The 13815-nt window shown below is 70.5% G+C and carries 11 protein-coding genes; 4 read left to right on the top strand and 7 right to left on the bottom strand.

What is annotated here, in order from left to right; genetic code table 11:
• Positions 1-154 precede the first annotated feature (154 nt).
• Both GGQ91_RS11565 and GGQ91_RS11560 read right to left on the bottom strand, forming a co-directional pair.
• A complete protein-coding gene (locus GGQ91_RS11565) occupies positions 155-1231 on the bottom strand; it encodes a quinone-dependent dihydroorotate dehydrogenase (RefSeq protein WP_182591987.1) in 1077 nt (358 codons plus the stop codon).
• Positions 1228-1578: a DUF952 domain-containing protein gene (locus GGQ91_RS11560; RefSeq protein WP_043383220.1), complete on the bottom strand. Its 351-nt coding sequence runs from the start codon at positions 1576-1578 to the stop codon at positions 1228-1230. The genes GGQ91_RS11565 and GGQ91_RS11560 overlap by 4 nt, the downstream gene beginning before the upstream one ends.
• Positions 1579-1893: 315 nt before the next feature.
• On the opposite strand from GGQ91_RS11560, the gene GGQ91_RS11555 reads away from it, so the two are divergent.
• The 3 genes from GGQ91_RS11555 to GGQ91_RS11545 all read left to right on the top strand — a co-directional run bounded on the left by GGQ91_RS11555 (position 1894) and on the right by GGQ91_RS11545 (position 4912).
• Entirely contained in the window at positions 1894-2526 is a 633-nt protein-coding gene (locus GGQ91_RS11555; RefSeq protein ID WP_043355978.1) for a S24 family peptidase, read from the top strand.
• Positions 2527-2622: 96 nt separating this feature from the next.
• Complete coding sequence (locus GGQ91_RS11550) at positions 2623-3720, top strand: two-component system sensor histidine kinase NtrB (RefSeq protein WP_182591986.1); 1098 nt, start codon at positions 2623-2625, stop codon at positions 3718-3720.
• 220 nt (positions 3721-3940) lie between these two features.
• Positions 3941-4912 carry a TIM44-like domain-containing protein gene (locus tag GGQ91_RS11545; RefSeq protein ID WP_182591985.1) on the top strand — a complete coding sequence of 324 codons (972 nt, stop codon included), beginning with the start codon at positions 3941-3943 and terminating at the stop codon, positions 4910-4912.
• A gap of 45 nt (positions 4913-4957) precedes the next feature.
• Here GGQ91_RS11545 and rsmA read toward each other — a convergent pair whose 3' ends face one another.
• The 5 genes from rsmA to lptF all read right to left on the bottom strand — a co-directional run bounded on the left by rsmA (position 4958) and on the right by lptF (position 11997).
• Positions 4958-5836 (bottom strand): 16S rRNA (adenine(1518)-N(6)/adenine(1519)-N(6))-dimethyltransferase RsmA, encoded by an 879-nt coding sequence (gene rsmA / locus GGQ91_RS11540; RefSeq protein WP_182591984.1) that lies wholly within the window; start codon positions 5834-5836, stop codon positions 4958-4960.
• A gap of 10 nt (positions 5837-5846) precedes the next feature.
• Positions 5847-6962, bottom strand: a complete 1116-nt coding sequence (pdxA, locus tag GGQ91_RS11535) for a 4-hydroxythreonine-4-phosphate dehydrogenase PdxA (RefSeq protein ID WP_053610019.1) — start codon at positions 6960-6962, stop codon at positions 5847-5849.
• 120 nt (positions 6963-7082) lie between these two features.
• Complete coding sequence (locus GGQ91_RS11530) at positions 7083-9662, bottom strand: LPS-assembly protein LptD (RefSeq protein WP_051976088.1); 2580 nt, start codon at positions 9660-9662, stop codon at positions 7083-7085.
• 77 nt (positions 9663-9739) lie between these two features.
• Positions 9740-10828, bottom strand: a complete 1089-nt coding sequence (lptG, locus tag GGQ91_RS11525) for an LPS export ABC transporter permease LptG (RefSeq protein ID WP_043760753.1) — start codon at positions 10826-10828, stop codon at positions 9740-9742.
• Between the two features lie 8 nt (positions 10829-10836).
• Complete coding sequence (gene lptF / locus GGQ91_RS11520) at positions 10837-11997, bottom strand: LPS export ABC transporter permease LptF (RefSeq protein ID WP_182591983.1); 1161 nt, start codon at positions 11995-11997, stop codon at positions 10837-10839.
• Between the two features lie 287 nt (positions 11998-12284).
• Here lptF and GGQ91_RS11515 point away from each other — a divergent pair, with 287 nt between their 5' ends.
• Positions 12285-13796 (top strand): leucyl aminopeptidase, encoded by a 1512-nt coding sequence (locus GGQ91_RS11515; RefSeq protein WP_043755661.1) that lies wholly within the window; start codon positions 12285-12287, stop codon positions 13794-13796.
• The last annotated feature ends 19 nt before the right edge of the window (positions 13797-13815 follow it).

Below are 13815 nucleotides of genomic sequence, written 5' to 3'. Positions count from 1 at the left end.
CCGTCCTGGATTGGCTGACGCGACGTGTCTCGCAGACGCGAGATAAGCGGCTCTCCAGGTCCCTCACAATGGCGTGCGGGCGCAGGCCCCTCATGCATGGGGCACAGGCTAAGCTCCCACTCCGCAAAGCCTTTCTAAACTGGCGCGTCCCCTCTCACGCGGTGCGGGCGAGTTCCGCGGCGTCCCGTCCGACCACCGTGGCGAGGCTGGTGACGCCGGCCCGGTCCATCTGCGCCAGCAGGCCCGCCTTGATGCGCCCGACCAGTCCCGGGCCCTCGTACACGAGCGCGGAGTAGAGCTGCACGAGACTGGCCCCGGCCCGGATCTTGGCCCAGGCGGCCTCCGCCGAATCCACGCCGCCGACGCCGATCAGCGGAATCGTGTCTCCGACCCGCAGGCGCGTCTGGGCCAGCATCCGGGTCGCCGGGCCGAAGAGCGGCCGGCCCGACAGCCCGCCGGTCTCCCGGGCGAGCCCCTGCTCGCGGAGGCTCGCCGGACGGGCCACGGTGGTGTTGGACACGACGAGGGCCTGGACGCCGCGCCGTTGCGCCGTTGCGCAGACCGCGTCGAGGGCGTCCAACGCCATGTCGGGGGCGATCTTCAGGAGGATCGCCGCGTCGGCACCCGCCGCGTCGCGGGCCTCGACCGTCCGGGCGAGCAGTTCGTCGAGGAAGGCCTCGCCCTGGAGGTCGCGCAGGCCCGGGGTGTTGGGCGAGGAGACATTGACGGTGACGAAATCGACCAGCGGCGCGAGGGCGGCAGTGCAGGCCGCGTAGTCGGCGAGGCGGTCGGTGGACTCCTTGTTGGCGCCGATGTTGACGCCGACGATCCCGGAGCGGCCTTTCCGGACACGCAACCGGCCGGCCACCACCGACACCCCCTCGCTGTTGAGGCCGAAGCGGTTGATCACCGCCCGGTCGGCGGTCAGGCGGAACACCCGCGGCCGCGGGTTGCCGGGCTGCGGTCGCGGCACCACCCCGCCCACCTCGACGAAGCCGAAGCCGAGGCTCAGCAACGCGTCGGGAACGCGCGCGCCCTTGTCGAAGCCGGCGGCGAGGCCGACCGGGTTGGGGAAGCGGCGCCCGAGCAGGTCGACGGCGAGCCGCGGGTCGTCCGTCGGCGGGCCAGCCGCCGGAAGGAGCGCCAGGGCGTGCAGCGTCAGGTCGTGCGCGCGCTCCGCGTCAAGGCGATGGAGGAGCGGCCGGACGAGCGGGAAGGCGGCGTCGATCATGCCGGCAGGATCCCGGCCGGAAATGCGTGCCGCCCGTCGCCGTCCAGCGGCATTTCGTCCACCGCGACCACGGCCGAGAGCGGCAGCGGACCGTAGAGGTGCGGGAACAGGTCGCCCCCCCGGGAGGGCTCGTAGCGCAGGCCGTCGTCGAGCGCCTCGGCCTCGACCGCAACGAGGAGCAGGTCGTCCTGTCCGGCGAAGTGTCGGGCGGCCGTCTCGGCGACCTGGGCGGCCGTCGAGAAATGGATGAAGCCGTCCTGGCGGTCGATCGGCGCCCCCGTGAATTGGCCCGCGGCCTCGGCCTCGCGCCACAGGGCACGCGGACAGATCTTGTAGATGAGCGGCATCGAAGCTCCCCGGAACCGACGCGTCGATAGAGGCGCCGGGCGCCGGCGGCAACACCGATGCGCTCTGCCGATTCGAGGAGCGATTGCAATCTGACGCCCGTAGTTCTACTTTCCTACAACTAGGCTGGACGTCACACAGCCCTGTCCGGACCGGCAGAGCGGATCCGGAAAGTAAATTGTCAAGTATCTCCGCGCGTACCCGGCGGGTTTTGAACGGACCCGGCGGACAAACCGTCTCCGTGCCCCCGAGGCAGCCGGATCCCGGCTGGTGAGACGGGGGTGCCGGCCCGCTGAGGGTGAGCCTCCGAGTCCGCGATGCTGTCGCACGAGCAGATCTGGAACGCCATCGACCGGCTCGCCGAGCGCCACGGCTACTCGGCCTCCGGGCTCGCCCGCCGCGCCGGCCTCGACGCCACGAGCTTCAACCGCTCGAAGCGCGTGGGCGCCGACGGCCGCAAGCGCTGGCCCTCCACGGAATCGGTGTCCAAGGTCCTGGCTGCGACAGGATCGAGCCTCGACGAGTTCCTGCGGCTCATCGAGGCGCGGGAGATTCCCGCCCGCACCATGGTTCCGCTGATCGGCCTGACGCAGGCCGGCGCCGGACGCCTGTTCACCGACGAGGGCATGCCCACCGGCGGCGCGGGCTGGGAGGAGATCGAGTTTCCGGATCTCGGCGAGGAGCGGGCCTTCGCGCTGGAGATCCAGGGCGATTCCATGCTGCCGCTGTTCCGGGACGGCGACGTGCTGATCGTGTCGCCCACGGCCAGCGTCCGCAAGGGCGACCGCGTCGTGGTCCGCCTGCATGGCGGCGAGGTCCTGGCCAAGGAGCTGAAGCGGCGCACGGCCCGGACCGTGGAGCTGGCCTCCCTGAACCCCGAACACGAGGACCGGGTCCTGAATCTCGGCGAGATCGCCTGGATGGCGCGGGTCATGTGGGTGCGCCAGTAGACGGTGCTCACGGCGGCCGGCGCTTGGCCATGACGCCGTTCATCGCTATCGCTGACCCGTCGCGGACATTCCGCATCCGCTGAGCGCGAACGCAGCATGGTGCAGCCCGGGACGGATCACAGTGCGGGCAGGGGGGAGCCGCTCGGCGGCGAGGCCCGCTCGCTCCTCGACGCGCTGCCGACGCCCAGCCTCCTGCTCGATCCGCAGGGCCGTGTCCTCCACGCCAACCCGGCCCTGGAGCATCTCGCCGGGTATCCGGCCGAGCGGCTCGCCGCGCAGGGTCTGGACCTCATGTTGGCCCATCGCACGACGGCGTTCGATCCCGTCGGCCCCGCGAGTCAGGAATTCCTGGCCGCACGCGCGGACGGGACCACCTTCTGGGCCCATCTGGACACGGCGCCGCTTCCCGGCACCCGCAACCGCATCGGCCAGATCCTCGACGTCACGGCGCGCCGCGAGGCCGAGGGGGCGCTCGCCCTCTCCCGCCAGCGCGAGGCACTGGGGCTGCTGACCAACAGCGTGGCGCACGAGTTCAACAACTTCCTGCAGATCCTGATCGGCTACATCGACGGGCTGAAACGTCGCCTCGGAGACCGGCAGGAGCCGTTCATCCAGCGGGCGATCGCCCGCTCAGCCGACGCCACCGAGCGGGCGGCGATCCTGACCCGGCACCTGTTGGCCTATTCCCGACGCATCGCGCCCGACGTCCGGGCGGTGGACCTCGACGCGATCGTGGCGGATCTCGCAGGCCGCCTCGAGCCCGATCTGCCGCCCGGCATCCGTCTCACCGTCGCGGCGACGCCTGGCCTGCCCCGGGCGATCAGCAATCCGACGCAGATCGAGTTCGCCCTGCGGCATCTCGTCGCCAATGCCTGCGAGGCCATGCCGTCCGGGGGAACGCTGACTCTGTCGACCTTCCGGATCGATCCTGGCGACCGGTCCTTGCAGCAGCCGGGCCTCGGCAGCGTCGGGATCGCGGTCGGGGATACGGGGCTGGGCATGTCGCCCGAGATGCTCACCCGGGCCCTGGCGCCGTTTCAGACCAGTCACGAGGCGGGGCGCGGCGCGGGCCTCGCGATCGTGCATGGGCTGATGAAGCGCCAGAACGGCACCATCACCCTCGACAGCCGCAGCGGGGAGGGGACCCAGGTGCGCCTCGTCTTTCCGGCGGCTCCCGAGCGCACTCTCCACTGAGCCGCCGGGTCCGACGCGCGGCGCAACGCAACCCCGGGCAGCGGGCGTTCGGCGTGCCCGGCTCGACCGGATCGCCGTTCTCCGCGTCCATGGACGGGGGGCGCTCCCGTGGAAAACGTCATCCCGGCGCCGTCGGGCAGGACTAAAACCCGAGCCGGGCCGTTCCCATATCGTCACTGGCGCTCCGCGCTCTTCGGTTCTCGTCCTCTGAGGCGTGTACATGTTTACTGAGATTTCGCGCCGCCGGCGTGTGGCCGCCCTCCTGGCGCTGGCCGCTGCGCTGACCGTCGCGGCGCCCGTCGTGGAAGCCCGTCCGGGCGGCGGCGGATCGTTCGGATCCCGTGGCTCGCGCACCTACACGGCCCCCTCGGCCACGCCGACGGCCCCGGGTGGCGGCATGACCATGCAGCGTTCGCAGACCGCGCCGTCCCCCGGCATGGGCAGCCCCGGCATGCAGGCTCCGGCCGCGCCCGGCCGGCGGTTCGGCGGCGGCTTCTTCGCGGGCCTGCTGGGTGCCGGCCTGATCGGCGCACTCCTCGGCGGCGGCTTCTTCGGCGGCCTCGGTGGCCTCGCCTCGATGATCGGCCTCCTGTTCCAGGTCGGGCTCGTCGTGCTCGTGGTGATGCTGGCCCTGCGCTTCTTCCGCCGCCGGAACGAGCCGGCCGGCGCCGGTGCCCCCTATGCCCGCTCGTCGCTCAACGACGAGCCCGGCGCGCGCGGCCCGATGGGCGGTGCTCCGGCCGGCCCCGCCGCCGGCAGGTTCGGCGGTGGCCAGCGGCCGCCGCAGACACGCCCGGTCCAGATCGGCCCGGCCGACTATCAGGCGTTCGAGCGGCTGCTCGGCGACGTTCAGGATGCCTATTCCCGCGAGGATCGGGTGACGCTGGGCAACCTGTCGACGCCCGAGATGGTCGGCTACTTCGATGAGGAGCTGCGCAACAACGCGGCCCGCGGCGTGGTGAACACGATCTCGGACGTGAAGCTGCTGCAGGGCGACCTTGCGGAAGCCTGGGGTGAGGATCGCACCGACTACGCCACCGTGGCGATGCGCTACGCCCTCAAGGACGTGATGGTGGAGCGGGCCAGCGGCCGCGTCGTCTCGACGGATACGTCCGAGGCGACGGAGCTCTGGACCTTCCTGCGCCAGCCCGGGCGCGGCTGGGTGCTCTCGGCGATCCAGCAGACCCGCTGATTGCGCCGCGCTCCGGCCTCCGGGCCGGAGCCCCCGTGCAGGCTTTCAAGCCGGCGCCGCCCCCGCGGTGTCGGCTTTTCTGTGCGCGTCCCACCGGTTCGCCAGATCGACGAAGCCTGCCACCGGGATTTCCTCGGCCCGCGCCGTCTCGACGAGCCCGGCCGCGGCCAGCAGGATGCCGGGCTCGGGCGTCAACGCCTTGAGGCTCTGACGCAGCATCTTCCGGCGTTGGCCGAAGGCCGCGCGGGTGACGGCTTCCAGCGCACCGGCGCGGCAGGGCAAGGGCTCCGCCCGCGGCACAAGCCGCACCACGCTCGACGTCACCTTTGGTGGCGGCACGAACGCCGAAGGGCTGACGTCGAACAGGATCTCGGCCTCGGTCCGCCAGCCGCAGAGCACGCCGAGCCGGCCGTAATCGGCCCGCTCCTCGGGACTGGCGACGATGCGCTCGGCGACTTCCCGCTGGAACATCAGCACGGCCTGATCCCACCAGGGCGGCCAGGCTTCACCGTCGAGCCAGCCGGTGAGCAGCGCCGTGCCGACATTGTAGGGCAGGTTGGCGACGATCCGGGCGGGACCATCGCCCACCAGCGGCCGCGGATCGAAGGCGAGGGCGTCGGCGTCGACCACCTCGAGGCGTCCCGGATAATGGGCGGCGATCTCGGCGAGCGCCGGCAGGGCGCGCGGGTCGCGCTCGATCGCCACGACGCGGGCGGCGCCCTCGGCGAGGAGCGCGCGCGTCAGGCCGCCCGGACCGGGGCCGACCTCCACCACGGTCACACCCGCGAGGGGACCCGCTGCCCGGGCGATCCGCCCGGTCAGGTTGAGGTCGTACAGGAAGTTCTGGCCGAGCGCCTTCTTCGGCTCCAGGCCGTGGCGGGCAACGACGTCGCGCAGCGGCGGAAGACCGTCCCCTGCGCTCATGATGGCTCTCTCACAGCTCGTCCTCGGCGTCGAAGTGGTGGGCGCCCGGGGATCGCGGCCGCCCGGCATAGACGCTGAACGGGATGATTTCGGCACCGCCCAACGGACTGCTTCGCAGCGCCGCGTTGGCGGCCAGCCGATCGGCGAGGCGCAAAGCCGCCACGAGGCTGTCGGGCCGGGCGATGCCCTGACCGGCGATATCGAAGGCCGTGCCGTGGTCCGGTGAGGTCCGCACGAAGGGCAGGCCGAGGGTGACGTTCACGCCGTCGTCGAACGCGATGGTCTTTATCGGGATCAGGGCCTGATCGTGCGTGGGCGCGAGGGCGACGTCGTAGGTGGTCCGGGCGCGGGCGTGGAACAGGGTGTCGGCCGGGAGCGGCCCGCGGATGTCGATGCCCTGTGCCCGCAGCCGCGCCACCGCGGGGGCGAGGACGTCGCGGTCTTCATGGCCGATCGTCCCAGCCTCGCCCGCATGCGGGTTGAGGCCCGCGAGGACGAGGCGCGGCTCCGGCAGACCGAACCGGTCGCGCAGGTCCCGGGCGACGATCAAGGCGGTCTCCTCGACGAGGTCCTGGGTGAGGAGAGCCGGCACGTCCTTCAGCGGCACGTGGATCGTCACCGGAACCACCGAGAGCTCCGGGCTCCAGATCATCATCACAGGCCTGGGCGGCGTCTGGCCGGGCGGGACCGAGAGGGCGGCCAGGAACTCGGTGTGGCCCGGATGGGCGAACCCCGTCCGGGTCAGCACGAACTTGGCGATGGGGTTGGTGACCACCGCGCTCGCGCGTCCGGCCTTCACGAACGCCACCGCCGCCGTGATCGACTCGATGGTCGCGCCGGCATTGACGGAATCGGGCACGCCCGGCTCGGCGGCGACGCGGGCGCCGCTCGGCAGCGACACCACCGGGAGGGCGCGCGGGAACACCTCGGCGGCGGTCTCGGGATCGACCTCGGCCACCGGAACGGGGCGGCCGAGGCGGTGGGCGAGGCGCTCGACGAAGTCCGGATCGGCCACGAGGAAGAACGGCGGCAGCGGCTCCGTGCCGCCCCGTCCGAGCCACGCGCTGAGCGCCAGCTCCGGACCGATGCCGGCAGGATCTCCGAGGGTGAGGGCGAGGGGCGGCATGGGCGGTCTATAGCGCCGGCGGGCCGCGGGCGCATCCTCGGCGCCACGGGTCCGAGCCGCCGGGGAGCGCGGGTCCACGGATAGTGGCTCCCGAGGCCCACAGACGCGGAGAGCGGGACTTTACCGCACCGAGGCGATGCCGTCCGCGGTGGTGGCGGTGCCGACGTTCTGGCGCAGATCCGCCTCACCCAGCGTCTTGAGTTCGACCCGCAGCAGGACGGTCTGGTTGCGCTCGCGGACGCCGGTGGCCGTCGCGATCGGGGAATTGATGTAGTTCAGCGAGACGGTGGTGCATTCGTCCTGATAGCCGCCGCCGAAGCTCGCCCCCGAGAGATAGAAGCGCCCCGGGTTCTGGTAGATCGGCACGGTTCCGATCGGGTTCGCCAGATAGGAGCTCAGGGCATCCGTATAGGTGTTGCGCACGTCCAGGTAGTGCGTGAGGTCGACGAGCAGCGAGCCCGACACGAACCAGTTCGGCGTGATGTTGTAGGTCGCGGACGCCGTGACGCCTTCACGGTAATGGCTGTAGCCGAGCAGCGGCTGCGCCTCGTAGTAGGAATAGAAGGCCGACAGCGTCAGCGGCGCGAACGGCGCGAACCGTGCCGTGACGCCGGTCTCGAACCGCGCCACGTGGAAGTCGGCCTGGTTGAACCGGGCACGGCTGATGAACGTGATGTTCTGGTTCGGCGAGACCTGGAACCGGCCGACGAAGTCCGATCGCTGCGTCTCGAGCCCGGAATCCAGGCCGGTATTGGCGATGTCGCCGCGACGGAACGAGTTGACGCCCGCGAGCTGGATCGACTCGCCGAACAGCACGTTCGCGTACCAGCCCGACGGGGTCACGACGGAGTACTGGCCGCCGAGATTGGTGCGCACGCCGCCTTCGACCCGGTCGTAGCCCGAGAACTTGTCCCATTCGAACAGCGACGTGTCGTCGAAGACGAGGCTCTGCGCGTCCTCGTTCGGCAGGCGGCCGATCCGGGTCTCCGACGGGCGCGCGATGATCTGGCCGATCGGCTCCAGGGTGTGGACGCCGAGCGCGCCGAAATTGGCGACGAACGGGTAGCGGTAATCGAGGCCGATCGCCGGCATGACCCGGCCGGCGAAGCCGTCGTCGATCTTCGCCACCTGCGGCGCGAGATCGTTCTGGTAGCCGGAGAAGCTCGGATTGGTGAAGAACGCGTCGGTGCGCAGATACGCGAACGGCGTGAACTTCTGGCCCCAGTCGTCGATGAAGCTGCGGCGCCAGGATAGCTCCGCGGAGGCGCGGGTGTTGGTGCCGGCGAGCCCGTCGATCGCGCAGAGGCCGCGCTGGAAGACCGTGCAGGTCTGGTAGAGCGGGAAGCTGACGCCGTTGACGCTCGGCGAGAACAGGTAGCTCGAGGTCCGCGGCAGGCCCTGGTACTGCGTGGTCTCGCGGGTCAGGCTGGTGATGTTCGCCTGGAAGCGCACCTCGCCGCCGATCTCCGAGGGACCGTTGACCCGCTTGTCGTAGTCGATGACCGGGGCGACGATCGGCTGCTGCTTCTGCCAGTCGAAGCTCGACAGGCCCTTGAAGTAGTAGCCCCGCGCCTCGAACCACGAGCGGTCGCCCTGGCCGATCAGGTACGCCGTCGAGGTCGCCTCACGGAAATAGTCCGTGGTGATGTTCTGGTTGCGGATCCGGTAATTGTCGAGGAACCACTTGTCGGTGACGCCGACGAGGTCCCAGCCCGTACGCCAGCGCGGGTTGATGTAGAACCGGCCCTGCGACTCCACCGAGCCGCGGAAATCGCGCTCGCCGGCGCCGAGGGGGCTCGGCAGGAAGGCCGAGGGCGTCGTCTGCGAGATGCCCGAAAGGCGGATGTTGTAGAAGCCGTTGTCGATCCGCTGGCGGAACTCGCCCTGCGCGAGCAGGCCCTGCCGGCTGAGCAGCGTCGGCGTCACCGTCAGATCGTAGTTCGGCGCCAGATTGATGAAGTAGGGAAGCGACACGCCGTTGCCGAGGGCGGTCGTCGTGATGAAGCGCGGCGTCAGGAAGCCGGTTTTGCGCTTCACCGTCGGATCCGGCGCCTCGAAATACGGCAGGTAGGCCACCGGGATCCCGGCGATCTCGAGCGTCGAGTCGTCGAAGTAGACCGTGTGGGTCTCGTTGTCGTGGATGATCTTCTTCGCCTTGATCTGCCACAGCGGCGGCGTCTCAGGGTTGTCCTTGCACGGCTCGCAGGCCGTGTAGCTGCCGGACTCGAAGCTCGTCTGCTCGCCGTTCAGGCGCTCGGCCCGGGGCGCAGAGAACCGGGTGCGCACGGTCTCGAACTTGCGCTGGACGGTCTGCTGGCCGCGGAAGGCATCCACGAAGCCGGTCTTGAAGTCGTCGGTGAGCTCCATGCGCGCGCCGGTCACGACGCCGCCATCGGCCTCGGTGAGGCGGACATTGCCCTCGGCGAAGACCCGGCCGGAAGTCCGATCGTAGCGCACGCGGTCGGCCTGCAGGGTCCGGGGCCCGTAATGCAGCTCGGCGTTGCCCCGCGCCGTCACGGTGCCGTGGTCGTTGTCGTAGATCAGCTCGTCGGCCTCGACGAGGAGCTTGTCGCCGGGCTTGCCGGCCGTCACGGCGGGCAGGCCCTGGGCATGGGCGGACAGGCCCCCCGCCAGCGGCGCGGCGAGCGCCAGCACAGCTCGGAAACCAGCCTTCCGCAGGATGTCGGCGACCTTACGCAACGCGCGTCCCAACCCCTGTGACGTCTGCCGCCACCAACCTCAACACCCGTCTCCCGTCCCGCGAAGGCTCGCGGAAGTCAGCCGTCTTCCTGGTACAGAAGCGTGAGCGTACCGAGAAGACTGCCTACCACGGCCGGGAACCAGGCCGCCACCGGTGCGGCGACGAGTCCGGACGCCCCGAGCCCCTCCATGACCTGTCGGACCACGTAGAGAGCGAAGCCGGCCGCGACGCCACCGAGCACGAGTTTTCCGACACCACCAAAGCGGAAGAACCGTAAGGAAACGGTTGCGGCGACGATGACCATGGCCACGAACAGCACCGGCCTTGCCCACAGGACATCGTACTGGAGCCGGTATCGGGTGGCGTCCAAACCGGCCCGCTCGGTCCGCGCGATCGTTGTGGGAAGTTGCCAGAAAGGCACAGATTCGGGGGGCGTGAACCCCTGACGCACCTGTGCGGGGTCGAGGTTCGAGGCGATCAGGTAGGTGTCGAACGACTCAGGGGGCGTGTCCGGTGTGAGAACGCGCACATCGGAGAGTTCCCAGTAGCCGTCGTGCAGCGTGGCGCGGGCCGCGACGAGCTGCTCGGCGAACTTGCCGGCCGCGTCGAAGGTGAAGACCGACACGCCGGCGAGGGTGGTCGTGCCCTCGATGGCGGTCTCGGCGCGGAGGATCGCCTCGCCGTCGAGGCCCTTCTGGCGGATCCAGAGGTCCTTGCCCGAACTCGCCTTGGTGGATTTGGCGAAGATCTTCGCCTCGATCTCGGTGGAGCGCTGTTTCAGCAACGCCGAGACCGGGTTGTAGACGCCGACGGCCAGCGCACCGAGGGTGAGGGCCACGAAGAAGCCGGGCTGCAGGAACTGCCACGCCGAGATCCCGGCTGCCCGCGCGACCACCAGCTCCAGCTTGCGCGAGAGCTGGAGCAGGGCCGCCATGGAGCCGAACAGGATCGCGAAAGGCAGGACGCCCTCAGCCACCGCGGGGGTGCGATAGAGCGAGAGCTGCGCCATCAGCCCCGCGGAGGCGCCCTGGGCCTCGCCAGCGCGGCGGAGGAGCTCGACGAAGTCCAGGGTGTAGACCAGGGCGAACACGGTCACGAACACGCCGAGCACCGTGCGGAGGAACCGGGCGGCGAAATACCGCCCGAGGGTGGGGCCGATCAGCATCATCGGGTTCAGGCCGCCGGCGCCAGGCGCGGGCCGCGGAACAAGCCGCGCACGAAGCGGGCCAGGGCGGCGTTGAATGCGCGCACCCGCGGTCCGAAGAAGATCAGGAGGCTCGACAGGACGATCGCCAGAAGCGGCACGCCGTAGACCGCCCCCACGGCCGCCGGGCTGCGCGCGGCGGCGCTGACCGCCGCGAAGCCGCCGATGCGCATGGCCACCACGGCGAGGATCGCCCCGGCGACCGCGACGCCGCGCCCCTGCCGTGTCGTGCGTGGGTCGCCCAGCGCCGCGAAGGCGATGAAGACCAGGGCCAGCGGGTAGAGACAGGCGGAAAGCCGGTCGTGCAGCTCCGCCCGGAACCGGCCCTTCTGCAGTTTGTAGTAGCCTTCGGTCGTGTCGGGGAACAGGAGCTGCGCCGTCGATCGCTCCCGGGGCTTGTAGATCGTGTCGGAATCCGGGGGCGCGAAGGCGGCGAGGTCGATCGTGTAGCGCTCGAAGGTCAGGATCGACGAATCGCGGGAATCCTTCTGCTGCTGATGGACGCTGCCGTTCTCCAGGATCAGATAGCTCTGTCCCTCGACGTCGGCCGCGTTGCCGCGCTCGGCGAGGTAGACCTTCGTCTTCCCGGCCTCACGCCGGTCCTGGATGAACAGCCCCTTCAGGGTGCCCCCCGGACCGCGCTCGCGGAAGTGGAAGGTGATGCCGTTGTCGAGCTGGGTGAACTGCCCCTCCTTGACGACGTTCGCGATGAAGTCGCCGCGGACCCGGGTGATCACGTCGCGCAGCTCCTGGAAGCTCGCGGGCATCACCACCACCACCAGGAATCCCACCAGGAAGCTGACGAACAGCGCAAGGGTCAGGAAGGGGCGCAGGAGCGAGCGGGGCGGCATCCCGGCCGCCGACATGACGATCAGCTCGGAATCGCCGTTCAACTTGTTGAGGGCGTAGATCGTGCCGATGAACAGGGCGACGGGGGCGATCACCACCACGAGGGTCGGCAGGGACAGGCCCGTGACGAAGAGGAAGACCAGCAGCGTCTGGCCCTTGGCGGTCACGAGGTCGAGCTCGCGCAGGGCCTGCGTCAGCCAGATCGTGCCCGTCAGCCCGATCAGGCAGGCGAGGGTGGCGCCCAGGGCGATCCGAAAGATGTAGCGCTCGATCTGCCTCATCGGCCCGGCAGTCCCGCTTCAGCATCGTCCCGAAAGGTGGTGCCGGCTTTCGGGCAAAGACGATGCGAATCCAAAGCTCGAGCCCGTCGTGCCGGATCCTTCAAATCCGGCATGATGGTCCCATCCTCTTGCGCCCTCGGAGCGGCAGGGACCCGACAAAAGGGGCGATTCCAGGGCTGTCACGCCGCGTTGCGTTCTCCGTCTCAGCGGCTACACAGAGCGGATGGCCCGCGCCTCGGCGCGCGGGTACGTAGTACGGCTCCGGGATAACGGGCAGGGCGACGGGTATGGCGGACGGTATCGAGATCGGTTTCGGTCCCCTGGAGCAGAGCGGCCAGGGCCCCGGCGGATCCGGCGATCTCGTGGTCTTCGTCGGCGACGACCTGTCGCTCGGATCGGCGGCCCGGGAAGCGCTCGGCGCCTCCGGGGCGGATCTCGTGGCCCGCGCCGCGGCCTCCGAGAAGTTCAAGGGCCGCGCGCTCAGCGCCCTGACGCTGCCGGCCCCTTCGGGCGTCGGCGCCGACCGCCTCGTGGTCGTGGGCCTCGGCTCCGAGAAGGACCGGGCCAAGACCGACTGGCCCGCGCTCGGCGGCTTCACCGCCGGCAAGGTGGCGGGGCGGACCGCCCGGGTCGTGCTCGACTGGCCCGGCACGACGGTCACGGCGACGCAGGCCGGCGAGTTCGCCCTCGGCGCGCGCCTGCGGACCTACGCGTTCGACCGCTACAAGACCAAGAAGAAGCCCGACGCCGACGACAAGTCCGTCACCGCGCTGACCCTGCTGCTCGCCGATCACGGCGCGGCCGCCCGCGAGGGTGAGGGCGCCCGGAGCCTGTCCGACGGCGTGATCCTGGCGCGCGACCTCGTGAACGAGCCGCCGAACGTGCTCTTCCCGGCGGAATTCGCCCGCCGCGCCTCGGAACTCGCCAAGCTCGGCGTCGAGATCGAGGTGCTGGAGCCGGCCCGGATGCGGGAGCTCGGCATGGGCGCGCTGCTCGCGGTGGCGCAGGGCTCGGCCCGCGAGCCGCGGATCGTGATCATGCGCTGGAACGGCGGCCCCGCGGCAGAGCCGCCCGTGGCCCTCATCGGCAAGGGCGTCGTGTTCGATTCCGGCGGCGTCTCGATCAAGCCCGGCGGCGGCATGGAGGACATGAAGGGCGACATGGGCGGCGCGGCCGCCGTGGTCGGTGCCCTGCATGCCCTCGCCGCGCGCAAGGCGCGCTGCAACGTGGTCGGCGCCATCGGCATCGTGGAGAACATGCCGGATGGCGGCTCCTACCGCCCCTCCGACATCCTGACCTCCATGTCCGGCCAGACCATCGAGGTGATCAACACCGACGCCGAGGGCCGGTTGGTGCTGGCCGACGTGATCACCCACGTCATTCGCAGCACCAAGCCGAAGGCGCTGGTCGATCTCGCGACGCTGACGGGCGCGATCATCGTGGCGCTGGGCCAGGACATCGCCGGCATGTTCTCGAACGACGACACGCTGGCGGGCAACATCCACGCCGCCGGCGAGGCGACCGGCGAGAAGGTCTGGCGGATGCCGCTGATCCCGGCCTACGACAAGGCGATCGATTCGAAGTTCGCCGACATGAAGAACACCGGCGGCCGTCACGGCGGCGCCGCCACCGCGGCCTCGTTCATCAAGCGCTATGTCGAGGACGTGCCGTGGGCGCATCTCGACATCGCGGGCGTGGCGATGTCGTCAAACGCCAGCGAGATCAACCGCAGCTGGGGCGCGGGCTGGGGCGTGCGCCTCCTCGACCGGCTGATTCGCGACCATTACGAGGCCCGCTAAGGCGGCCGCGGCGGTCCAG

The organism is Methylobacterium fujisawaense, assembly GCF_014138435.1.
In the GTDB taxonomy this organism is placed as follows: Bacteria; Pseudomonadota; Alphaproteobacteria; order Rhizobiales; family Beijerinckiaceae; genus Methylobacterium; species Methylobacterium fujisawaense.
This window is presented reverse-complemented; position numbering and strand designations above follow the sequence as displayed.